This window comes from Mogibacterium timidum ATCC 33093, from assembly GCF_000525775.1.
GTDB lineage: Bacteria > Bacillota > Clostridia > Peptostreptococcales > Anaerovoracaceae > Mogibacterium > Mogibacterium timidum.
Genome location: NZ_JALU01000013.1, coordinates 11,996 through 35,043 on the forward strand (window position 1 = coordinate 11,996; position 23,048 = coordinate 35,043).

The 23,048-nt window shown below is 48.3% G+C and carries 19 protein-coding genes; 17 read left to right on the forward strand and 2 right to left on the reverse strand.

Annotated features, from left to right (window positions below; translation table 11 throughout):
- Positions 1-52: 52 nt before the first annotated feature.
- The 3 genes from HMPREF0581_RS03005 to HMPREF0581_RS03015 are packed head-to-tail and all read left to right on the forward strand — an operon-like array spanning position 53 to position 2,233.
- Positions 53-724 carry a DivIVA domain-containing protein gene (locus tag HMPREF0581_RS03005; RefSeq protein ID WP_009643890.1) on the forward strand — a complete coding sequence of 224 codons (672 nt, stop codon included), beginning with the start codon at positions 53-55 and terminating at the stop codon, positions 722-724.
- 14 nt (positions 725-738) lie between these two features.
- The gene (gene lspA, locus HMPREF0581_RS03010) at positions 739-1,191 is read left to right on the forward strand and encodes a signal peptidase II (protein ID WP_036380385.1); all 453 of its coding nucleotides are present in this window, start codon (positions 739-741) and stop codon (positions 1,189-1,191) included.
- Complete coding sequence (locus HMPREF0581_RS03015; RefSeq protein ID WP_036380386.1) at positions 1,178-2,233, forward strand: RluA family pseudouridine synthase; 1,056 nt, start codon at positions 1,178-1,180, stop codon at positions 2,231-2,233. The genes lspA and HMPREF0581_RS03015 overlap by 14 nt, the downstream gene beginning before the upstream one ends.
- 9 nt (positions 2,234-2,242) lie before the next feature.
- Here the strand turns inward: HMPREF0581_RS03015 and HMPREF0581_RS03020 are convergent, their stop codons facing one another.
- Entirely contained in the window at positions 2,243-3,964 is a 1,722-nt protein-coding gene (locus tag HMPREF0581_RS03020; protein ID WP_156918805.1) for an Rqc2 family fibronectin-binding protein, read from the reverse strand.
- 196 nt (positions 3,965-4,160) lie between these two features.
- Between HMPREF0581_RS03020 and HMPREF0581_RS03025 the strand changes: the two genes are divergently transcribed.
- From HMPREF0581_RS03025 to HMPREF0581_RS03040, 4 genes are all read left to right on the forward strand, one after another.
- On the forward strand, positions 4,161-5,051 hold the full coding sequence (locus HMPREF0581_RS03025) for a YicC/YloC family endoribonuclease (protein ID WP_036380388.1): 891 nt from the start codon (positions 4,161-4,163) through the stop codon (positions 5,049-5,051).
- 113 nt (positions 5,052-5,164) lie between these two features.
- On the forward strand, positions 5,165-5,791 hold the full coding sequence (gene gmk, locus HMPREF0581_RS03030; RefSeq protein WP_036380390.1) for a guanylate kinase: 627 nt from the start codon (positions 5,165-5,167) through the stop codon (positions 5,789-5,791).
- Between the two features lie 14 nt (positions 5,792-5,805).
- Positions 5,806-6,162, forward strand: a complete 357-nt coding sequence (gene rpoZ / locus HMPREF0581_RS08515; protein ID WP_084645327.1) for a DNA-directed RNA polymerase subunit omega — start codon at positions 5,806-5,808, stop codon at positions 6,160-6,162.
- Between the two features lie 110 nt (positions 6,163-6,272).
- Positions 6,273-7,772: a shikimate kinase gene (locus HMPREF0581_RS03040; protein ID WP_036380392.1), complete on the forward strand. Its 1,500-nt coding sequence runs from the start codon at positions 6,273-6,275 to the stop codon at positions 7,770-7,772.
- A gap of 175 nt (positions 7,773-7,947) precedes the next feature.
- Here the strand turns inward: HMPREF0581_RS03040 and HMPREF0581_RS03045 are convergent, their stop codons facing one another.
- Positions 7,948-9,348, reverse strand: coding sequence for a sodium-dependent transporter (locus tag HMPREF0581_RS03045; RefSeq protein WP_036380394.1), 1,401 nt, complete (start codon positions 9,346-9,348; stop codon positions 7,948-7,950).
- Between the two features lie 309 nt (positions 9,349-9,657).
- Here HMPREF0581_RS03045 and HMPREF0581_RS03050 point away from each other — a divergent pair, with 309 nt between their 5' ends.
- The 10 genes from HMPREF0581_RS03050 to HMPREF0581_RS03095 all read left to right on the forward strand — a co-directional run bounded on the left by HMPREF0581_RS03050 (position 9,658) and on the right by HMPREF0581_RS03095 (position 22,889).
- Entirely contained in the window at positions 9,658-10,476 is an 819-nt protein-coding gene (locus HMPREF0581_RS03050; RefSeq protein ID WP_051426906.1) for an amino acid ABC transporter substrate-binding protein, read from the forward strand.
- Positions 10,477-10,559: 83 nt separating this feature from the next.
- Positions 10,560-11,201, forward strand: coding sequence for an amino acid ABC transporter permease (locus HMPREF0581_RS03055; protein ID WP_009643881.1), 642 nt, complete (start codon positions 10,560-10,562; stop codon positions 11,199-11,201).
- Between the two features lie 229 nt (positions 11,202-11,430).
- Positions 11,431-12,636 (forward strand): pyridoxal phosphate-dependent aminotransferase, encoded by a 1,206-nt coding sequence (locus HMPREF0581_RS03060; protein WP_009643895.1) that lies wholly within the window; start codon positions 11,431-11,433, stop codon positions 12,634-12,636.
- A 168-nt stretch (positions 12,637-12,804) separates the two neighbouring features.
- Positions 12,805-13,188 (forward strand): thioesterase family protein, encoded by a 384-nt coding sequence (locus tag HMPREF0581_RS03065; RefSeq protein ID WP_009643883.1) that lies wholly within the window; start codon positions 12,805-12,807, stop codon positions 13,186-13,188.
- Positions 13,189-13,262: 74 nt separating this feature from the next.
- The gene (locus HMPREF0581_RS03070) at positions 13,263-14,381 is read left to right on the forward strand and encodes a cation diffusion facilitator family transporter (protein WP_036380399.1); all 1,119 of its coding nucleotides are present in this window, start codon (positions 13,263-13,265) and stop codon (positions 14,379-14,381) included.
- 32 nt (positions 14,382-14,413) lie between these two features.
- Positions 14,414-15,676 (forward strand): ArsB/NhaD family transporter, encoded by a 1,263-nt coding sequence (locus HMPREF0581_RS03075; RefSeq protein ID WP_036380401.1) that lies wholly within the window; start codon positions 14,414-14,416, stop codon positions 15,674-15,676.
- An 18-nt stretch (positions 15,677-15,694) separates the two neighbouring features.
- On the forward strand, positions 15,695-16,204 hold the full coding sequence (locus HMPREF0581_RS03080) for a hypothetical protein (protein WP_036380403.1): 510 nt from the start codon (positions 15,695-15,697) through the stop codon (positions 16,202-16,204).
- A 70-nt stretch (positions 16,205-16,274) separates the two neighbouring features.
- Positions 16,275-18,248, forward strand: coding sequence for an excinuclease ABC subunit UvrB (uvrB, locus tag HMPREF0581_RS03085; protein WP_036380405.1), 1,974 nt, complete (start codon positions 16,275-16,277; stop codon positions 18,246-18,248).
- A 105-nt stretch (positions 18,249-18,353) separates the two neighbouring features.
- On the forward strand, positions 18,354-21,221 hold the full coding sequence (uvrA, locus tag HMPREF0581_RS03090) for an excinuclease ABC subunit UvrA (protein WP_207637007.1): 2,868 nt from the start codon (positions 18,354-18,356) through the stop codon (positions 21,219-21,221).
- A gap of 270 nt (positions 21,222-21,491) precedes the next feature.
- Entirely contained in the window at positions 21,492-22,889 is a 1,398-nt protein-coding gene (locus HMPREF0581_RS03095; RefSeq protein ID WP_009643909.1) for an alanine/glycine:cation symporter family protein, read from the forward strand.
- The last annotated feature ends 159 nt before the right edge of the window (positions 22,890-23,048 follow it).

Here is a 23,048-nt window from a genome sequence, read left to right on the forward strand (position 1 = left end):
CGTGATGTTATTAATTTGATTAAGAAAGAATAGAAGGGAAGGTAGCGATACTATGATAATGCCAATAGATATCGATAAGAAAGATTTTACTCGTGACAAGAAGGGCTATAATTCCAGAGAGGTCGATGAGTTCTTGGATCTTATCATCGTTGACTATGAGAAGGTTCTAAACGATAACAGAAATATGGCTCACAAGATTAAGTTCCTTGAGAAGCAGCTTGAGGAATCGCAGAAATCCGACACAGCTATGCTGGATACGCTTGAGACAGCTAAAAGACTTATGGCAGATATATCGGCAAGTGCTGAGAGAAGGGCTGAGCTCATGATGAGAGATGCTGAGCTGGAGGCTGAGAGCATGCTTCTGGAGGCTAAGACAACGGTTAAGAAGCTCAACGACGAGCATCTGGTTCTCAAGCAGAAGGTTGAGCGACTCAGAGGCAACTACGCTGCAATGCTCAAGCTTGAGATGGAGAAGCTCGACAATGACGAGTACGGTCTGCTTCCTGATCTGGACAGAAGTGATATTCCTGACATCGACAAGGAGCTCAGGACTGCATTTGGCGGAGACGACGCTGCAGTAACTCAGGATACTTTAGTTATCAAGAAGAACGAGGACAAGGCAGAGGAGAAGGCTGACAAGGCTACAGTTTCCGACCTCAGCGAGAGCCTCAAGAATCTTGCTAAGGAGCAGGGCACAATCGACGACACTATTATCCTTAAGTAGAATAGAGAAGATAAATGATATTGGTAATTATAGCGAGTGGGCTGCTGATTGTAGATCAGATTACTAAATTCGCTGTGAGAAGCCGCATGGAGATTGGAGAAACGCTCCCCGTGTTCCGTGGCGTATTGGATATTACATACGTCCAGAATCGGGGAGCTGCTTTTAGCTTATTCCGGAATTCGCAGCTTATCACAGTAATATTGCCCATCATAACAATTCTAGCCGGGATAGCATTTCTGGTGTATCTCAGGCGCAATAATGAGAGAGTAGCGGAGCTCGGAGCACTGCTGATCGTGTCCGGCGGAATCGGTAATCTCATCGACAGAACGGTCATAGGGTTTGTGACAGACATGATCTCGGTAGGACGGTTTCCCGTATTTAACGTAGCCGACATATGCGTGACGGTCGGATGTGGATTGCTTATACTATGGGTGATACTCGGGGAGATAAAAAATGCTAAAGCCTAAGGAAATACAGGAGAATGCGGAGCGTGACGAGCGGCTGCAGGGTGCTGAAAATGTGGATTTGAAGGAAGCTGCAGAGCTTGATGATGACCTGCTGCAACCTGATGACCTGCTGCAAGCGGGAGGGCCGATTGCTGAGGTCAAGACTCTTACCCCGGGAGCAGCCGATGCGGGTAAGAGACTTGATTCCTACATAGGCGAGGCGACCGACCTCTCGAGGAGCTATGCACAGAACCTCATCGAGGACGGTCAGGTCAGCGTCTCCGGCAGGCAGGTAGCCAAGAAATACAAGGTCAAGGCAGGTGAGAGCATCACTATCAATATACCGGAGGCTAAGTCAATCGACGCTGCCCCGGAAAATATCCCGATAGATATAGTCTACGAAGATGATGACGTGATAGTGGTAGAGAAGCCGCGCGGAATGGTTGTGCATCCGGCTGCAGGCAATCCCGATGGTACACTGGTCAATGCGATTATGTACCACTGCGGTGATTCGCTGTCGTCTATAAACGGGGCAATCCGGCCGGGGATTGTGCACAGGATAGATAAGGACACGAGCGGACTGCTCATGATAGCCAAGAATGACAAGGCTCACGAGTCGCTCACAGCGCAGCTCAAGGTACATTCGGTGACCAGAGAGTATATAGCGCTGGTCTTTGACAATATCAGGAAGGATAAGCTGACCATAGACGCGCCTATCGGCCGAGATGACATCAATAGGCTCAGAAGGGCAGTAAACGGAGCAGGTTCGAGGGATGCGGTCACTCATATCAGAGTGCTGAAGAGGTATGGCAAGTACACCTTGATAGCCGCTAGGCTGGAGACCGGCAGGACTCATCAGATTAGAGTCCACATGGCATCAATCAAACATCCGCTTGTTGGCGACGCGTTGTACGGACCTAAGAAGCAACCCTTCGGATTGACAGGGCAGCTCCTGCACGCTAGGCTGCTGGGCTTCGTACATCCAAGTTCCGGCGGGTATATGGAGTTCTCCAGCGAGGTGCCGAAGTATTTCCGGGAGGTGCTGGATAAGATCGAATTATAAACTCGCAAACTACTTCTCTGCCTTCGGCAGCTGAGGCTTCACATATACCGTTGCGTTGTGTGTAAAGATAACCATACCCGGCTTAGCACCGCTTGGCTTCTTGACGTATTTTATAAGCGTAAAATCGACAGGCACGTTATCGCTGTCCTTGCCCTTGCTGTGATAAGCAGCGATGGAAGCGGCTTCATAGATTGTTTCAGCAGGGATATCGTCCAGTGTCTCGCCGGCTTCTGTCACAAGGATGACGTGGGAGCCGGGAATGTCCTTGGTGTGAAACCACACGTCTGTGCGGCTGGCTGTCTTAGTCGTCAGTTGATCATTTTCCTTGTTGTTACGGCCGACAAAAACGTGATGACCGTCGGAAAGGGTGAACTCCGGGGGAACCTGCTTCCGGTGCTTGCGCTTATAGCCGGGCTTAGTTCGGAACCTGATATACCCGGTTTCGATTAACTCGTCCTTGATCTGCTCCAGCTCATTTTCGGTAGCTGCAGACTCAATGCTCTGCAGCACGCTTTCGAGGTAGGTGATATCGGAGTCGACCTCTTCGAGCTGTACCGCCTTCTCCTTGAGTGCAGTGCGCGCCTTTGAATACTTCTTGAAGTAGTGCTGCGCGTTCTTGGAGCCGGAGAGCTTCTCGGATATCGGAATAGTGATATCGGAATCGTCGTAATAATTTACTACCTCGACAGAGCGAGCACCGGGCTTTATCAGATGGAGGTTTGCGGTGAGCAGTTCACCGTACAGCCTGTATTTATCTGAATCTTCGGCTCTAAGCAGATCCTCGGACAGTCTCTTTTTCTTAAGAAGCGCCTTGTCCAGTGCGGACTTGGCAATCTTGTGCAGAGGCACCGATTTCTGTTTGATTATATTGGTGCCGGCGCGGTGCTGATAAAAGAACTCAACGCAGCTGCTCAAGCTGCTAAATGTCTGTTTTCGCAGCCCTTCATATTCCGACAGCTCGGTGATATGAAACTCACGCGGGGTGTCATCGTCATTGAAATACACGACCGGCGCAGCCGAACCGCTCACAGCGGCCTCGGAGATCTCTCTGAGTCTTTCCGCAGGATCAACGGCAGCAATAAGCTCTCTGGCGATTGCCGGAGATATACCGGAAATACGGCTCATAATCAGCCTTTCGCTGAGCACTGTCCCCTCGCTGTCGGTAAAGTCTGCCGTCGTTACCTCGTTATAAGGTGTTTTATCCTGAGCAGGCGGGTATACGTAGGTGACTCCGGGCAGCAGCTGTCTGTACCTGTTTATGTCTATAGAAATTCTCTTAATCGCATCGATGATCTTGCCTGTATCTATATCGACCAGCACGATGTTGCTGTGCTTACCCATAATCTCGACAATAAGGCGCTTGGAGGTTGTAAAGCCAAGCTCTGTCTGTGCCTCAATATCAATCTCTACAATCCGTTCTGCGCCCTTCTGTCTGACCGCGGTGATACGACCGCTCTGGATGTGTTTTCTGAGAAGCATACAGAAATTAGGGGGCTGCATCGGATTGCTGTACTTGCTCTCCGTGAGGCAGATGCGCGCAGACTGGCTGCCGCACGATGCAAGCAGCTTGACGTTGCCCGCTCTTGTGTGAATCTGTATTAATAAATCCTCACCGCCGGGCTGATATATCTTCTCGATCTTGCCGAGCGTTATATCGTTCGCCAGCTCTGTGGCCATAGCGGATATGATGATGCCGTCAAATGCCAATTCGTATTCCTTTCCGGTGCTCACGTGATGCACGCTTTAGGGAGCCTTATGCATGCTCATCATGCATAACAGCGCCCCGCCGTGCCGAGCATTTCCACCGGCACGATGGTAAATAGCATATCATGCAAATGCACATTTTTCAAGGGTAGCAGGGTGTTGTGTTTACTTTGAAATATATAAAGGATATAATCAGTAGGCTAGATGAAAGGGAGGTAGACACATGGTCAAGAGTATGACGGGATATGGCAGAGGTATATACAGCGATGAACAGAGGAGCATCACCGTAGAGATTAAAGCTGTGAATCACAGATACTGCGATATCAGCGTCAAGATGCCCAGGAGGTACTCTTTTGCAGAGGAGAAAATCAAGGCCGCTGCCAAGGAAGTGCTGATGCGGGGCAAAATCGAGATAGGGGTGTCTATCGATAATTTTGGCAAAAGTGAGACAGATGTCAATCTGAATCTGGATGCTGCAAAGCGTTACTATGATGCGCTTACTGAGCTGGGTCAGAACTTCGACCTGTCCGGAGACGGGCAGATATCCTTGAGCTTGCTTGCAGGCATGACAGATGTGCTTACGACGGTACCGGCTGCGGAGGATGAAGAGGAATTTGTGAGGGAGCTAATGACTGCTCTGGATGAAGCGCTCGCCGGCATTTCCGAGATGAGAGCTGTTGAGGGTGAGAAGCTGGCAGCAGATATCCTCAAGAGGGCTGCTATTATGGAGAACACCAAGAACGCAATCGCTGAACGCGCTCCCAAGATAGAGGTTGAATACAAGGAGAGATTGCATACCAGGATCAATGAGCTGCTGGATGGAAGCGTTGAGATTTCTGAGGAGCGACTTGCGCTTGAGGCTGCGGTGTTTGCCGACAAGTCTAATATAACTGAGGAACTGGTACGGCTCGGCAGTCATATCGACCAGCTGAGGAGCTTTATAAACAGCGAAGAAGAAGCCGTTGGCAAGAAAATCGACTTCCTGGTGCAGGAGATGAACAGGGAGGCTAACACTATAGGCTCCAAGGCAAATGACATGGAGATCACCTCGAGAATGCTCGAGCTCAAGGCAGAGATTGAGAAGATCCGCGAGCAGGTGCAGAACATCGAGTAGTACGGCTGTACGGCATGTGATGCGGGATTTGCAAGGATTAACGTAAATACTGCTAGAGAGAATTCGGCTTTTATGGTATAATACAAGCCAAATATTCAGTATAGGAGACAGCAATGGGAAAGTCCGGCCATAACGACGGCAGACTCTTTGTTATCTCGGGGCCGTCGGGCGCAGGAAAGGGTACTATTTGCAAGCGTTTGCTTAAGGCTATAGATATCTCGCTTTCGATTTCGATGACGACCAGAGCGCCCAGACCGGGTGAGATAGATGGCAAAGACTATTATTTTGTGACGGTAGAAGAGTTCGAAGAAAAGATCAGGAACGGCGATATGCTTGAATATGCGAGGGTGTTTGACAACATTTACGGTACACCTAAGGATATGGTGATCAAGCAACTCGAGAAAGGCAGAGATGTCATACTAGAGATTGATGTGCAGGGAGGACTGCAGGTCAAAGAGAAGATGCAGGAGCAGGCAGTTCTGGTATTTGTGCTTCCGCCTGACCTTGATACGCTCCGCCGGAGGATTATCAACCGAGGCACCGAGACTGAAGAAGTAATCGATAAGAGATTTAACGAGGCTATCAATGAGATAAAGCTGATTGGCGAATATGATTACTGTATCGTCAACGACGAGCTTGACGAAGCCGTATATGATCTGCAGGCGATAATCATGGCCGAGAGACGGCGAGTGCCGGACAAGATCATGCCAATCGTTAGAGAATATGAGAAGGGACTATAGGAGGTACATTAATCATGATGCTATATCCGGCAATTAACGAGCTTAACGAGCTAACTGACAGCAGATACACGCTGGTTGTGCTAGCTGCCAAGAGAGCCAGAGATATTATAGATGGCAAGCCTGTGCTGACAGAGGTTGATGCTGAGAGGCCTGTGAGCCTTGCAACTAATGAGATTGCAGAGGGGAAGATCAAATATAAGAGAGTCGATGCACCTGTGGAGAAGGCTGAGACTGCTTCGTTTGATAAATTTGAGCTTGCACTTGATGGAGATGATGTAGAGCCATCGGCAGCATTTGAGTCAGAAGCGGCTGTCGATGGAGAGATAGAGGCGGCAGTGTCCGATTCAGATACTGTAGAGCAGGACGCATAGGTTGCATGATGTAATATGGTAGTTGAAATGGAAGTCGTCATGATTTCCATTTTTTGTGTATAGATGATTTATAGGCGGTACGATGGAGAGTTATTTTAGAGAGATTGCATATGGGAAATAGTGTTGAGACAGACCTGATGAAGCTGATTGTCGCACTCAACCAATCTCAATCCGGCGGTCAGGATGTTCATATAGAAGAAAAGAAGTACGGGCTAATTGGCGGCAGTGTCAGTCACAGCTTATCCAAGAGGCTGCACGGGCTGATTGGGGGCTATGCGTACAACCTTATCGAGCTCAGAGATGCTGACAGACTCGGAGAGGTGGTGCGTATGCCGGGATACTATGGCTTTAACATCACAAATCCTTATAAAGAAGCGATCATTGAGCATCTGGATGAGCTGTCTGAAGAGGCTGAGGCAATCGGTGCTGTCAACACGGTCAGGAAGCTGCCGGATGGCAGGCTTAAAGGCTATAACACAGATTATCTGGGGCTGATGAAGATCTTTGCGCCGGGCTCTGCAGAGGGGAAAAAGGTTGCTGTACTCGGAACGGGAGGAGCTTCGTTATCCGCAGCATATGCAATGCAAATGCTCGGTGCGCGAGAGATTTGCCGCATATCCCGCAGTTCGGAGAGAGCTGCTAACGGTATATATGGATATCGGGATTCATACTGGCATGATGCAGAGGTGATTATCAATGCGACTCCGGTTGGCATGTTTCCGGACAATGGCAGGTCACCTCTGGATAGCGTTGATATGTCTTGGGATAAGCTGAGCAGTGCAGAAATGGCGGTGGATTTAATCTACAATCCGCACAGAACGAAGTTCCTGCAGGACGCATCAGCTGCAGGGGTATCCACGATTGGTGGACTCGGAATGCTCATCTGGCAGGGCATCTACGCCAGGGATATCTGGGAGGGTCGCGAGATGGAACCGGATTATTCGCTGGCAGCATCTGTGATGGAGAGATTGCTCCGCGAACAGCTCAACCTGGTGACTGTCGGAATGCCGGGAAGCGGCAAATCCTCGATAACGAAGCAAGTTGCTTATGCGCTTAAGCGAAAATTTATAGATATAGACAGGGCGATAGCTAAGGATGTGGGGCGTCCGATAAATTCGATCATCAATAGAGATGGAATTGAGGCTTTTCGAGGGCTTGAGTACGATAAAATCAGGGAAATCTGCTCCGGGAACTATCTGGCAGTTGCAACCGGCGGTGGGGCGATACTGAACGAAGCAAACAGAGAGCTTATACGAGAGAACAGCGTTGTCATCTATATAGATCGACCTGCGAAGTTCTTGGCTACCAAGAACAGACCTGTCAGTCAGAAACGGGGCGTTCATGTGCTGTACAAGGAACGCGGGCAGATATACAGAGACGTTGCAGACGTTAGGGTCCGCAATCGCTATAAGTTTGGAGCTGCGAAGCAGCCGGATGGTAAAAGCAGACAGACGATGGACAAGCAACGGATGAAGCCGGAGCAGTCGCAGTACATGAGAGATATTAAAAGATTTGCAAGAAGCATAGCCAAGAAATACAAGCAGCACATCCATGAGATTGTGGAACGCGACATGCGAGGCATCAGCGGTCAGGCAGAAAGGGATAGATGAAGCTTCCGGTTATCAATGTACCTGATAATAAATGCAGACAATCAATAACAAAGATAAAGCAGGTGACTCTCAGATGAGAGCCGCCTGTTACGTTTTTGTTATATGCCGACAACTGTCACTCAGTGTCGTTGAAGCCCTGCGCTGCCGGAGTACAGAGCAGAGCATAGCCCGGGCTCTAGAACAAATCTAGACCAAAGAATGTGTTGAGCTGCCCTATAAGTATGAAGAATGTGAATATAGGTGCAACCCACTTGATGCAGAATCTGTAGAATTTCTCCGACTTGAATTCTGAACCGATATGAACCTCTTCAGGAAGGACGTTTGGACGCACCCAACCGAAGATGATGGTCGTGATGAACGCGCCGAACGGCATCAGCAGACCTTCAGCCAGCAGGTCGAAGCCATCGAGCCAGATGAACTTTCCGAACATAGGTGGCAAATATTTGCCAAGTCCGTCGCACGCTACAAGGAGTCCCATGCACAGACACACCAGCCCGAATATCCAAGCGAGCTTTTTGCGCTGGTTGCCCTTACCTTTTCTGATACCGTAATCGATAAATGAACCGATGATTGCTTCGAGTACTGACATCGAGGATGTTATAGCAGCTATTACTACCAGTCCGTAGAACAGAACTCCGAATATTGGACCCAGCTTGCCCATACCGTTAAATACGGTCTGCAGAGTCATGTACAGCAGGCCGACTCCGCCCTGTGGGCTCTGTCCGCTTGCAAATACCGCAGGCATGATAGCAAGTCCGGCCATGAGAGCAATGACGGTGTCTGCGACAGGAATTATTAAGCTGCTTCTCTCTATGTTCTGATCCTTCTTCATATAAGAACCGTATGTAACCAGTATACCCATACCTAGTGACAGCGAGAAGAATACCTGGCCGCCGGCTGCAGCGAGAACCGTTATCCAGCCTGTTCCCTTGAATACGGAGAAGTTTGGCTTGAACAGAAAGGCTATACCTTCCGAAGCTCCGGGAAGCGTGACACTTCTGATGATTATTATCAGCAGCATGAAGAACAGTGCCGGCATAGCAATCTTATTGAAGCGCTCGATTCCTTCGGAGAGGCCGCGGGCAACTATTATTATTGTAAGAACAAGGAAGATTGCTGTAAAAACAGATGACTGTAATCTGTCTGAAGAAAGCTGTGCAAAATAGTCAGGGCCGTCCATACCGTTAACACCCCATTTTGCGCCAAAGAGGTCACCGAGATTTGCAATTGTATACTTCAGACAATATCCGCCAAGGTACGAATAGAATCCAAGGATGAAGAAAGGAGCTAGAGCTCCGAACCACCCGACGATTGTGTATTTCTTGCTGATTGCGTGATATGCAAGGATGATTGAACTGTTGGTCTTTCTGCCCAGGGACAGCTCGGTCATGATTAATACGTATCCGGCAAATACGGCCAGTATCAGGTATAGGATCAGGAAGGCAAAGCCTCCATTCATTCCCAGCTTATACGGGAATCCCCACAAATTACCGAGTCCAACGGCAGAACCTATAGCAGCGAGCATGAAACCCAGTGAGCTGCCCCAAGATTCTCTCTTAGCTTTCTTGTTTTGCATTTTTGTTCCTCCGATTAAATTTTGCTTCGTGAATGATGATATTATACAAGAATAGAAAATAGTTTGTCAACATATACAAAAAACTTATTTAAATTATAAATATAAATACAAAATTAGACTTCGCAAAATATAAAAATTCTATTTTTAATAAAATTAATATAAAATTTTAAAAAGTCATAAAAAGACATTGACATGTTCAGGAGGCGGTGGTACTATTGCATCATCACATCAGCGCTTTACTACGGTAAATTAAAGAAGCAAAGCGCAACACGGATGATTTAGAGGAAGCATTAAAGAGGAGAGATTAAGATGAACAGCAAGATGAAGAAAGTGATTGCTATCGGGCTCACAGCGATGACCGTGCTCGGACTCACAGGCTGCGGAGCCGGTTCCAAGTCGGATCTGGAGTATGTAAAGGACAAGGGCGAGCTCATTGTCGGACTCGACGATACTTTTGCCCCTATGGGATTTCGCGACAAGGATAACAAGCTGATTGGCTTTGATATTGACTTGGCTAAGGCGGTTACTAAGGAAATGGGAATCAAGGTCAAGTTCCGGCCTATCGACTGGTCGGCTAAGGAGGGTGAGCTCAAGTCTAAGAATATCGACTGCGTGTGGAATGGTATGTCCGCTACGCCGGACAGGCAGAAGAGTATGTCATTATCCAAGAAGTATCTGCAGAACAGAATCCTCATAATGTCGCTTGACCCCAATGTAAAGGTCAACAGCGCAGATGACCTTAAGAATATGAAGCTTGGAACTCAGGCAGATTCCGCTGCTCTGGAGGCTATCAAGAAGGATGACAAATACAAGGAATTCAAGGATAACGTGTCTGAGTATAAGACTTATGACGAGGCTATTCTCGACATGAAGGCAGGTCGTGTGCAGGCTGTAGCAATTGACGAGGTGTACGCAATATATAATAATAAGAACAAGGATACACTTTATGAATCGCCATTCAATTTCGGAGCTGACTACTATGCAGTGGGCTTCCGCAAGGGTGACAAGAAGCTAACAGCTGAGGTAAACAAGGCCTTTAAGGCTGTAATCGACAGCGGGGAAGCTCAGAAAATCAGTGAGAAGTGGTTCGGCAAGAACATGGTTGTATTCGAAGGATACGACAAATAAGCAGCTAATATACAATTAATTACGATATGAGCTGAACAGCCAATGCCGCCCGGCATTGGCTATCTATATTAAAGGAGATTATGATGGCTTACATCGGAGAGATTTTACCGTTAATGTTACAGGGCGCAATTATTTCGCTCAAACTTTTCGTGCTGACTCTTGTGCTGTCGCTGCCGCTTGGGCTGCCTATATGCCTGGGCGAACAGAGCAGGATTGCACCTATCAGGTGGCTGTGCAAGACATATGTATTTATATTTAGAGGCACGCCTCTGATGCTGCAGCTGTTTTTTTTCTATTTCTTCTTCCCGATTCAGCTTGGAATCCGCATGGCTGCATTTCCAACTGCCATTCTCACGTTTTCCGTCAACTATGCGGCGTACTTCGCGGAGATATACAGGGGGGGATTTAACAGCATTGACAAGGGACAGTATGAAGCGGCGTATTCGCTTGGCTTCACTCACAGCCGGACCCTGTCTAAAATCGTAATTCCGCAGATGTTCCGCATCGTAATTCCACCTATTTCGAACGAGGTTATCACTCTTATCAAGGACACGGCGCTCGCATCGACAATCGCGCTTGCTGAAATGATGAAGGTTGCTCAGGGGATGGTTAACCGCGATGGAACGCTGGTTCCGTACGTGCTGGCAGCCGGAATCTACCTGGTGTTTACGTTCGTGATGACTATAGCATTAGGTAGGGCAGAGGTTAAGTATTCTCAGTACTAGACTGGGAAAATGCAAATTGAGCTATAGTTAAAGGTATTTCGCGCGATGGCAGCCGGTGATGCCTGTTATGCGGTTTTGCATGCTGTTGTCATTCGCGTTTTTTATGGACATGATAATAAAATTAAAAGTGATTATTGTATGTAAATGCATACACTGAATACTGTAATTGTGGTACAATATAAATAATTTCAAAAATAATTAGTTATTTGTACAGAAAGGGAATGCAAGTATGAAATTAAGCAGAAACTCAGAAGCGATGCAGTTTTCGCCTATTAGAAAGTTCAATCCTATTGCAACAGAAGTCGAGAACTCAGGGGTAAAGATATATCACCTCAACATCGGGCAGCCGGATGTCAAGACGCCTGAATGTTTTGCAGCGGCAGTCAATGCGTATGACGAAGATGTTCTTGCATACCAGCAGTCTCAGGGCGACATCAACTTTCTGGAGGCGGTTTGCGATTACTACCGGAGGGAGTATGGCATAGAATATAAGCCTACTGACATCGTAGTTACGATGGGTGCATCCGAAGCTCTTACGATGACTTTTACCACAATACTGGATCCCGGTGACGAGGTGCTGATAGCTGAGCCGTTCTACAGCAACTACTGCACATTTGTCCTCACTACAGGTGGCGTTGTAAGGCCTATACCTACTACATCGACAGAGGGATACCGTTACGCTAGCAAGGAGAGACTGGAGGCTGTGATTTCTGACAAAACCAAAGCTATTGTCTGTATCAATCCCGGCAACCCGACAGGTCTTGCACTGACACCGGAGGAGATGGAGACAGTTGCAGACTTTGCGATTGAGCACGATCTATGGCTCATTGCGGACGAGGCATACAGAGAGTATGTGTATGATGGTATGAAGCCACACAGCTTCGCTAACATTGATAGAATCAGTGATCGACTGATTGTCATCGATTCCGTATCCAAGAGATTCTCAGCTTGCGGTGCTAGAATAGGCTTTGCGGCATCTAAGAATGAAGACTATATCACCGGTATCATCAAGCTGGCTCAATCCAGACTGTGCGTATCCACAATCGATCAGATCGGCTCGGCAGAACTCTTCAAGCTGCCTCATTCGTACTATGAGGAGATGAACAAGGAGTACTGCGGCAGAAGAGATGCAGCATATGAGGAAATCATGCAGATTCCGGACGTTATCTGCCACAAGCCGGGCGGCGCTTTTTACATGATGATTGACCTCCCGATTGATGACGCCGAAGACTTCCTGATGTTCCTGCTCACAGAGTATCGGGATAACAACGAAACTGTGATGTTCGCACCTGCCGGCGGATTCTACGCTACACCGGGTAAGGGAAAGAGCGAGATTAGAATCGCTTATGTGCTGGAGAAGGAATATATCAAAAGAGCTTGCGAGCTGATTCGCACAGGACTGGAGGCATATATGGCAAAGAACGTGCAGGAATAAGCGTGTAAATTTGCTGCCCGGAATCCATTTTTAATAAAATCCATCTAAAAGCCGCGTCCCACGAAGGACGCGGCTTTTACTCTCTCTCCTTAAAAGTGTGCATTTAATTTGAAACTTGGCGTGAACGTCATAAAATAGAAGCATATAATTAAACACTGGAGGGTAGATATGAACATTGGAATTAAAGGATGCAGGGAACTTGTTGTAACTGAGAAGCTGACTGCCGGGAGCGTGGGGAGTGGAGAGCTTGATGTCTATGCAACTCCCTCTATGATCGCCCTTATGGAGGGGACTGCTTCGGAGTCGGTCAAATCCGGGCTTGAAGCTGGACAGGGCACAGTTGGAACCGGCATCTCCATCCGGCATCTCGCAGCCACACCGGTCGGCATGAAGGTAAGGTGTGAGACTGAGCTTGTGGAAGTAGATGGGCGCAGGCTGATATTTCGCATCGCAGCTTACGATGAGAAGGAGAAAATCGGTGAGGGAACTCACGAGAGGTTTATCATCTACAATGAGAGATTTCAGGATAAGGCGAACTCCAAGCTCGGATAGCAGCCGGAGGGCGAAATAGCAAATCTTAAACCCGGATCAGATTTGTGCAATGGAGCTTGTATCAAGGGGGAACTATGGATAAGCAGATGAATCGCGATTATGTGATTATCAGGACGAGCGTAATCGGCATCATTGCAAATGTGCTGCTTGCCGCTTTTAAGGCCGTCATAGGGACGGCAACGCACTCTATCGCCATTGTTATGGACGCGGTCAACAATCTGAGTGACGCTCTGTCTTCTATTATTACGATTGTGGGAACCAAGCTGGCCGGCAAGGCGCCGGACAAAGATCATCCGCTGGGACACGGAAGGTATGAGGATCTCACGGCTATGGTTATAGCTGTGATCGTTCTGTACGCCGGCGTTACTGCGCTGCAGGAGTCGGTCAAGAAGATTCTCAATCCTGAGACACCTTCATACACGAATGTTTCGCTTTTGATCATCGCTGCGGCAGTTCTCGTGAAGCTGCTGCTCGGCAGATATGTAAAGTCGGTCGGGGTAAAGGTCAATTCGGATTCGCTCGTGGCCTCGGGTAGCGATGCGCTTTTTGATTCGATCATATCCATCTCGACTCTTGTCGCTGCAGGACTGTATATCGGATTTGACATCAGCCTGGAGTCCTATCTGGGCGCAATCATTTCAGTTGTAATAATCAAGGCAGGTATCGATATGCTGCGCGAGACTATCAGCAAGATCCTCGGTGAGCGTGCAGACAGCAAGCTGTCTACTGAGATAAAGGCTGCAATAGCGGAGATCGATGGCATAAACGGTGCATACGATTTGCTCCTTCACAACTACGGACCCAACACGATAATCGGAGAGATTCATATCGAGGTACCGGATACTTATACAGCGGCGAAAATTGATGAGCTCACCAGGCAGATACAGGAGAAAGTCTACACCAAATATGGTGTGGCAATTGCTACCGTCGGAGTATATTCGATGAATACCACTGATGACAAAGCCTTGCAGATCAAGAGCGACATTACCAGATTCGTTATGTCGGAAGAATACGTGCTGCAGATGCATGGATTTTACATAAACGAGGAGAAGGCTCTGATGGTATTTGACATAGTTGTGGACTTTATGGCTCCGGATAGATATGCAGTCCGCGATCAGATATTGAAGAAAATTGCGGAGAAATATCCGGAATATCAGGTGCAAATTACGCTTGATCTTGATGTCAGCGATTAGTTCAGATTCAGATAGGAAAGAAGGGATTAAAAGTGAAGATTATTGCGATTCTTGTCTTTGTACTTGTTATCGGACTGATAATCAGTGAGAAGGTCCATAGAGCAGCTGCAGCACTTGCGGGTGCTGTTGTGCTGATTTTGACCGGAGTTATGTCCGGTCAAAAGGCGTTGTCATACATTGATTTCAACACAATAGGCGTGCTGGTCGGTATGATGATACTGGTTGCTGTCATCAGACAGTCAGGGCTATTCGAATACGTCGCTATCAAGGCGGCTAAGGCTGTTCATGGTGATCCCTGGAAGATTATGATTGCTTTTATACTTATAACAGCAGCGCTTTCGGGAATTCTCGATAACGTAACGACGGTACTGCTCGTCGGACCGATGACGATAGCTATCGCCAGGATGCTGGAGATTAATCCGGTACCTTTCCTTATGACTCAGATTCTGGCTTCTAACGTAGGCGGTACTGCGACTCTCATCGGTGACCCGCCTAACATAATGATCGGAAGCGCTGCGAACCTATCGTTTATGGATTTCATTGCAAATACAGGTGCAGCTGTCGTGCTCATACTTGTATTCATGATTATCATGATGAAATTCGTGTACAAGAAGGAGATAGAGGTGTCAGGGCTGGATACGTCCAAGATTATGAGCCTGGATCCTGACAAGTCAATCACCGACAAGCCGCTTCTAATAAAAGGTGTAGTAGTAATTGGTCTCGTAATAGTCGGATTTATACTGCATGACAAGCTTGGTCTGGAGTCGTCTGTAATCGCGCTGACTGCTGCGGCAATCATGCTGATTATCGGCAAGCAGAGTGTTGATAATGCCATTCAGGATGTTGAGTGGACCACGATTATATTCTTTATGTCGTTGTTTGTAGTCGTCGGAGGATTGACGGAAACCGGAGTTATCAAACAGATGGCGGCCGTGGTAATCGATAAGACCGCCGGGCATCCGGTGATTATGATGCTCATACTGCTCTGGGCTTCGGCGATTCTGTCATCATTCCTGGATAACATTCCATTTGTAGCGACTTTGATTCCGCTGGTTCTGGCTCTGAAGGCCGGTGGCATGGACGTAGAACCGTTGTGGTGGTCGATTTCACTTGGCGCTTGCCTCGGTGGAAACGGAACTATGATCGGTGCATCTGCCAACGTAGTTTTGTCGGATATAAGTACTAAGCACGGATATCCAATCACATTTAAGAGCTATCTGCGTATCGGCATGCCTTTTATGCTGGGATCGGTAGCGATTTCAATGATATTCCTGTTGGTTAAATACGCAATGTAATAGATTGGAGGGTGCAATATGAGCAATGCATTTACGACCGATAAAGTGTCCAGTGATGTGATAAATATGATGATAAAGCAGCTGGGGGCTATTACAGTCAAGAACAAGCCCGCTCACATCAATATCTATGAATTTGAGGTTGGCGAGGATCTTACGCTTAAATATATGCTGGATATCAGAAGGGACCATGCCATGTATCTGCGCCGTGTAACCCCATATCCTATGCTGCTCGGCAAGTTTTACGGTGAGACGGACGTGGTGGAATTCATCAAGCGCGATCTCGCTAAATTCAGAAATGCTCACAAGACTGATAAGCTCAACCAGTTCCTGGAGCTGGTGGATAACTTGACGCAGTTCAATAGGGAGATAGAGCAGCTGTTCCTCAACAGGAAGGTTCCAACGGCCGCATTTGAAGAGTTTTCGGATGAGATGAATCATATCAGGGCAACTATAGAGCAGGTTGCCCGCGAATGCCCAATGCTGTATGATGAGGAGACTCAGCTGAATATCGGACATGACGAGTTGTAGAGAGCTACAGGTGCGATGCTGTAAGGCGTGACTGCAAGATAACTTTGAAAATCAGAAAGTCGAGGGGAATATGCCTGAATTCAAGGTTCATTCAGAATTTGAGATGACAGGAGATCAGCCGCAGGCGGTAGAGAAAATAGCAAAGAGCATAGAGTCTGGAAATAGATTCCAGACTCTTCTTGGCGTTACCGGATCCGGTAAGACGTATACGATGGCCAAGATAATCGAGAAGGTGCAGAAGCCGACGCTTATTATCTCGCATAACAAGACGTTGGCGGCGCAGCTTCATGGCGAGATGAAGGAATTTTTCCCGGATAACGCTGTCGAGTACTTCGTGTCGTACTACGACTTCTACCAGCCTGAGGCCTATGTCGCTTCAACCGACACATACATAGAGAAAGATGCTGATATCAACGATGAGATTGATAAGCTCAGACATTCAGCCACTGCGGCAGTGCTTGAGCGCAAGGATGTAATCATTGTTGCCAGTGTGTCATGCATCTATGGTTTGGGTAGTCCTAATTCATATAGGAATCAACTGTTGTCGCTGAGACCGGGTATGGAGATGGACAGAGCCGAGATGATGCGCAAGCTCATAGACATGCAGTATGAGCGAAATGACATAGACTTTCATCGAGGTGCTTTCCGAGTTCGCGGGGACATCATTGACATCTATCCTGCGGGCGGAGAAGAGGCTGTACGCGTTGAAATGTTTGGTGATGAGATAGAAGAGATCAAGGAGATGAATGCTCTCACAGGTGAAATCACCGGGGTAAGGAGCCATATTTCCATCTTCCCTGCTTCTCACTATGTGACCAGCAAGGAGGATATGGAGCTGGCTGTCGGGACTATCAGAGAGGAGCTCGACGAGCGTGTCAAATGGTTCAAGGATAACGGTAAGTTGCTCGAGGCAGAACGAATCGAGCAGAGGACTAACTACGACATGGAGATGATGATGGAGGTTGGAACCTGCAAGGGTGTCGAGAACTACTCAAGGCACCTGAACTTCCTCAAGCCGGGCGAACGCCCTTACGTGCTGCTCGACTATTTTCCGGACGACTTTCTAACCATCATAGACGAGTCGCACGCGATGCTGCCACAACTCAGGGCTATGTACAATGGCGATAGAGCCAGGAAGAGTTCGCTGGTCGAATTCGGTTTCAGGCTCCCGTCGGCGTTGGACAACCGGCCTCTCAAATTCGAGGAGTTTGAGCAGGTCACTAATGATTTGCTGTTTGTAAGCGCTACCCCCGGCAAATACGAGCTGGAGAACTCGCACGGCGTCACTGCTGAGCAGGTCATCAGACCAACAGGACTGCTGGATCCGGTTATAGAGGTTAGACCTATTGGTGGACAGATTGACGATATCATCGGTGAGATATACAAGACTGTGGACAAGGGCGAGAGAGTGCTGATCACGACTCTGACTAAGCGTATGGCAGAGGATTTGACGGGATTTCTTAGAAACGAGGGAATCAAGGTCAGATATCTGCACTCCGAGATTGACAACTTCGAGAGATTGGAGATTATCAGGGATCTCAGACTCGGCAAATTCGATGTGCTCGTCGGTATCAATTTGTTGCGAGAGGGGTTGGATCTTCCGGAGGTATCGATGGTTGCTATTCTCGATGCTGACAAGGAGGGCTTTCTGCGCACGGAAACTTCGCTGGTGCAAACTGTGGGGCGAGCTGCCAGAAATGAGCACGGCCGCGTCATAATGTACGCGGATCACATCAGCAAGGCGATGAAATACACCATCGACGAGACTGTCAGAAGGCGTAAGCTGCAGGAGGCCTACAATAGTAAGCACGGCATCACGCCGAAGACTATTATCAAGCCCGTCAGAGATGTTATAGAGGCAACCAAGGCGTATACGGGAGACACCGATCTCAAGAACCCTAAGGAGATGACTACCAAGGAGCTGCAGCGCACTATCAAGAATCTCGAAAAGGAGATGAAGCAGGCAGCCAAGGATCTCCGGTTTGAGCGCGCAGCCGAGCTCAGGGATCTGCTGTTCGAGCTGCGCAGCAGCAAACGCGTCTAAAACGTATGACATACGCGTTCACAGGTGGCTGGCTGTATAGAGTTGGTGACACATTATGCTGCCTAAAACGTATGATACACGCGTTCACGGATATCGGTGGACGTTATGAAAGGAATAACTGTGGAGAAAAATATCGTAATAAAGGGAGCGAGGGAGAATAATCTCAAGAGCGTCGATCTCACAATTCCGCGCGATAGGATGATTGTATTTACAGGGCTTTCAGGCTCAGGTAAATCCTCGCTTGCCTTCGACACCATATATGCGGAGGGACAAAAGAAATACGTCGAATCACTGTCATCGTACGCGAGGCAGTTCCTCGGACTCATGAAAAAGCCGGATGTGCAGCTGATAGAAGGGCTATCGCCTGCCATCTCTATTGACCAAAAGACTACCAACAAGAATCCCAGATCGACTGTAGGAACGGTCACGGAGATCTATGACTATCTGAGACTGCTGTACGCCCGAGTAGGTATTCCCCACTGTCCGGTATGCGGCAGAGTGATATCCAGCCAGTCGATCGATACGATTGTGGATCATATCATGGCGCATGAAGAGGGCACGCGCATGACTGTTCTTGCACCTGTCATCAAGGGTCGCAAGGGCGAGCACAAGAACGTAATCTCGCGTATCAAGCGAGACGGGTACATCAGGGTCAGGCTGGACGGCGAGATGAGGAGGTTGGACGAGCAGGAGGAGTTCAAGCTCAACAAGAACGTCAAGCATTCGATCGATATAGTCATCGACAGAGTTGTGCTCAGAGCTGAGAATCGCAGCCGTATCGCTGAAGCGGTTGAGCTTGCAGTCATGGAAGGCGAGGGCGTTACAGACGTACTCTTTCGGCAGAAGAACGATGACGGTACAGCCGGGGAATACGAGGAGACTTTTAGCACGCTGCTGGCTTGTCCGGAACACGGAGTGGGTATTGAGGAGATGGAACCCAGGATGTTCTCGTTCAATGCACCTTATGGATCCTGCGAGACATGCACTGGCCTCGGCTTTACTCTCAAAATAGATGACGAGAATGTCGTAACCGATCCGGACAAGAGCATACTTGAAGGCGCTATGGGACAGGTGTTCTCGACGATGGACGCTATGGGCTTCTACAGGCAGATGCTCAATCAGCTGGCGAAGGATCACAATACGGATTTGTCCGTTGCATATAGGAATCTGCCAATTGAGTTCAAAAACGATTTGCTGCACGGAACCGGGGAGCGCAAGCTCAAATACACATACACCAGCAAGTCCGGCCGTGTCTCGCATATGAACCACACCTTTGAAGGCGTAATTCCCAGCCTTGAGCGCAGATACGGTGAGACAAATTCCGACTATATCAAGGAGAAAATCGCCGGTATGATGACTGAGGCTGTTTGTCCGACCTGCCACGGCCGGAAGCTCAAGGATACAGTCTTGGCTGTAACTGTCGGCGGCAAGAACATCATCGAGCTGACTGACCTGTCAGTTGAGTCTGCTATCGAATTTTTTGACAACCTGGAGCTGACTCCCAGGGAGCAGCAGATTTCCAAGCTTATCACCAAAGAGATAAGGGAGAGGCTGCATTTTCTCAAACAGGTGGGGCTCGGATATCTGACACTGTCGCGTGCCGCAGGCACGCTGTCCGGTGGTGAATCTCAGCGCATCCGCTTGGCTACTCAGATAGGATCGGGTCTCATCGGCGTATTGTATATTCTGGACGAGCCTTCTATTGGGCTTCACCAGCGAGACAACGACAAGCTGCTGGGTGCACTCAGAAACCTGACTGATATGGGCAACACGCTGGTCATCGTAGAACACGATGAGGATACTATGTATGCTGCCGACCATATCGTCGATATAGGACCCGGAGCAGGCATTAACGGCGGCGAGCTGGTGGTTCAGGGAACTGTCGACGATATCAAGGCGTGCAAGCGCTCTATAACCGGACAGTTTCTGTCCGGTACGCGCAAGATTGAAGTTCCTGAGACGAGGCGAGCCGGTAACGGAGAAAACCTTGAAATCATCGGTGCTAAGCAGAACAACCTCAAGAACATCGATGTCAAAATTCCGGTCGGAAAGCTAGTGTGCGTTACCGGCGTGTCCGGCTCCGGCAAATCCTCTCTTGTAAATGAAATCCTTTACAAGGGAGTTGCGAGTGTTACGAATAAAGTTCAGGTTAAGCCCGGTGCGCACAAGGAAATTTGCGGTATCGGGCACTTCGATAAGGTCATCGACATCGATCAGTCCCCAATCGGACGTACACCTCGCTCCAATCCGGCGACGTATACGGGCATGTTCGATTCTGTTAGGGATCTGTTTGCACAGATGCCGGAGGCTAAGATGCGCGGATATCAGAAGGGTCGGTTTAGCTTCAATGTGAAGGGCGGCCGTTGTGAAGCCTGCCGCGGTGATGGAATTACCAAGGTGGAGATGCACTTCCTGCCGGATGTGTACGTGCCGTGTGAGGTCTGCGGCGGTGCCAGATACAACCACGAGACACTTGAGGTTAAATACAAGGGAAAGAATATCTCGGAAGTACTAGACATGAGCGTAACGGAGGCTTTGCCGTTCTTCGAAAACCACAGATCTATAGAGAAGTACCTTAAGACGCTCGATGATGTCGGGCTCGGATACATCAAACTGGGGCAGCCTTCGACTCAGCTGTCAGGCGGAGAGGCACAGAGAATCAAGCTGGCAACTGAATTGTCCAAAAAGAGCACCGGCAAAACCCTGTATATTCTGGATGAACCGACTACAGGTCTGCACTTTGCCGACGTGGAGAAGCTGATGTATGTGCTCAACAGATTGGTTGATGAGGGAAATACTGTAGTCGTGATTGAACACAACCTGGATGTGATCAAATGTGCTGACCATATTATCGATCTCGGACCGGAGGGCGGCAGCGGTGGAGGAACCGTCGTAGCTACCGGAACGCCGGAGGAGGTTGCAAGCTGTGATGATTCATTTACAGGCCTGTACCTCAAAAAGATGCTGAAATAGCAATATAGTAACCGCCGCAGCTATTGAAAGCTCCATAGCTGCGGCGGCTTTTTTTGTGAGTTCCGTTACACCGGAAATTGACCGTGTTTTAATTCACGATAATTGTTGCAGATACAAATGTCAATAATAAAAACTGATGATAATAATTGATTTGTTTAATTCCACAACTAAATAAAAAATAAATTATTAACAAGAACAAAAGTATTGCTTGTCGACAGTCTTTGCTTTAAAATTAATACATATTCTTTGTTTTATATACAGGAGGTATATATGCTTAACACGATTGCAAGTATCAATGACTCGGTCAATGCTTTCATTTGGGGCGTCCCATCGATGATATGCATTATGGGAGTCGGAATTTGGCTGACATGTAGATCAGGCTTCCTACAGTTTAGAAAGTTCGGATACACACTGAAGCACACCTTCGGTGCAATGTTCAACAAGAAGGAAGCAGGAGATGGGGCGTTAACATCATTCCAGTCGGTTTGTACCGCGCTTGCGGGCACCGTAGGTACTGGTAATATCGCCGGTGTCGCCGGAGCCATCGCGTTGGGCGGTCCCGGAGCAGTATTTTGGATGTGGATATCGGCGCTGCTGGGTATGTGCACCAAGTTTGCTGAGGTTACTCTCGCAGTGCACTTCAGAGAACGTAACGACCACGGTGACTGGGTCGGCGGACCTATGTACTATATCAAGAATGGTCTGGGTAAGAGATGGGGATGGCTGGCTGCGCTCTACTCCATATTTGGAATTCTCACCGTATTCGGAACAGGAAATGCGACACAGGTTAACACCATTACGACAGCCATCGATTCGGCACTGGTATCGACAGGAGCAGTTTCAGAAAAGGTTCCCGGTGGTGTAAATCTATTCATCGGAATTCTCATCACTATCATGGTTCTCATCATCCTTATCGGCGGTATCAAGAGAATAGGAAGTGTAACAGAGAAGCTCGTGCCGTTCATGGCGCTTTACTACATAATCTTTGGACTTCTCGTTGTGATATTCAACTACAAGAACCTGCCGGGAGTAATCGAATCGATCTTTGGCGGTGCATTCTCGCCTAGAGCTATAACCGGCGGTGTTGTCGGATCGATGTTTATGGCCATGCGAAGAGGTGTATCGAGAGGTATATTCTCCAATGAGGCCGGACTCGGTACCGGATCAATCGCTCACTCAGCCGCTGACGTTGAGCACCCGGTACAGCAGGGCCTGTGGGGCATCTTCGAGGTGTTTGCAGACACAATTGTAATCTGCACTATCACAGCTCTGGTAATTCTCTGTAGCGGAATCAAGGTTAACTACGGAGAAACGGCAGGTGCCGAACTGACTATCTCAGGCTTCACGGCTACATTTGGCAGTTGGGTGTCCGTAATGCTGGCAGTAGCTCTTTGCTGCTTTGCCTTCTCCACCATTCTCGGCTGGGGCCTTTACGGATCGCGCTGCATAGAGTACTTGCTCGGCAAGGGCGCAATCAAGCCGTTTATCATCGTATACTCGCTGGTTGCTATCATCGGAGCCACGATGGATCTGGGCTTGATCTGGAGCATTGCCGATACATTTAACGGTCTGATGGTAATCCCTAACCTGATTGCGGTATTCCTGCTATCAGGCACGGTAATAAAGCTGACCAAGGATTACTTCGGAAGATACAAGTCTGAAAAATAGAACTTAATTTCAACAAAATAAATATCATGAAGGGACTCTCGTTCGTATGGGCGAGGGTCTCTATTTATATCAGGAGTGTTACGGAAGATTTCCAGAGGGTAGATCAGTCATGTGTATGAGTGGATATGATCTCTCAAAATCCGCATTTTTAGTGATTTA

What these genes read in the sequence shown, in the direction of transcription:
- HMPREF0581_RS03095 (WP_009643909.1), top strand. Translation starts at nt 21,492, where the DNA reads ATGCTTAACACGATTGCAAGTATCAATGACTCGGTCAATGCTTTCATT.
- HMPREF0581_RS03080 (WP_036380403.1), top strand. Translation starts at nt 15,695, where the DNA reads ATGAGCAATGCATTTACGACCGATAAAGTGTCCAGTGATGTGATAAAT.
- HMPREF0581_RS03015 (WP_036380386.1), top strand. Translation starts at nt 1,178, where the DNA reads ATGCTAAAGCCTAAGGAAATACAGGAGAATGCGGAGCGTGACGAGCGG.
- HMPREF0581_RS03045 (WP_036380394.1), bottom strand. Translation starts at nt 9,348, where the DNA reads ATGCAAAACAAGAAAGCTAAGAGAGAATCTTGGGGCAGCTCACTGGGT.
- uvrB (WP_036380405.1), top strand. Translation starts at nt 16,275, where the DNA reads ATGCCTGAATTCAAGGTTCATTCAGAATTTGAGATGACAGGAGATCAG.
- gmk (WP_036380390.1), top strand. Translation starts at nt 5,165, where the DNA reads ATGGGAAAGTCCGGCCATAACGACGGCAGACTCTTTGTTATCTCGGGG.
- HMPREF0581_RS03055 (WP_009643881.1), top strand. Translation starts at nt 10,560, where the DNA reads ATGGCTTACATCGGAGAGATTTTACCGTTAATGTTACAGGGCGCAATT.
- HMPREF0581_RS03065 (WP_009643883.1), top strand. Translation starts at nt 12,805, where the DNA reads ATGAACATTGGAATTAAAGGATGCAGGGAACTTGTTGTAACTGAGAAG.
- rpoZ (WP_084645327.1), top strand. Translation starts at nt 5,806, where the DNA reads ATGATGCTATATCCGGCAATTAACGAGCTTAACGAGCTAACTGACAGC.
- uvrA (WP_207637007.1), top strand. Translation starts at nt 18,354, where the DNA reads ATGAAAGGAATAACTGTGGAGAAAAATATCGTAATAAAGGGAGCGAGG.
- HMPREF0581_RS03070 (WP_036380399.1), top strand. Translation starts at nt 13,263, where the DNA reads ATGGATAAGCAGATGAATCGCGATTATGTGATTATCAGGACGAGCGTA.
- HMPREF0581_RS03040 (WP_036380392.1), top strand. Translation starts at nt 6,273, where the DNA reads ATGGGAAATAGTGTTGAGACAGACCTGATGAAGCTGATTGTCGCACTC.
- HMPREF0581_RS03060 (WP_009643895.1), top strand. Translation starts at nt 11,431, where the DNA reads ATGAAATTAAGCAGAAACTCAGAAGCGATGCAGTTTTCGCCTATTAGA.
- HMPREF0581_RS03005 (WP_009643890.1), top strand. Translation starts at nt 53, where the DNA reads ATGATAATGCCAATAGATATCGATAAGAAAGATTTTACTCGTGACAAG.
- HMPREF0581_RS03050 (WP_051426906.1), top strand. Translation starts at nt 9,658, where the DNA reads ATGAACAGCAAGATGAAGAAAGTGATTGCTATCGGGCTCACAGCGATG.
- lspA (WP_036380385.1), top strand. Translation starts at nt 739, where the DNA reads ATGATATTGGTAATTATAGCGAGTGGGCTGCTGATTGTAGATCAGATT.
- HMPREF0581_RS03025 (WP_036380388.1), top strand. Translation starts at nt 4,161, where the DNA reads ATGGTCAAGAGTATGACGGGATATGGCAGAGGTATATACAGCGATGAA.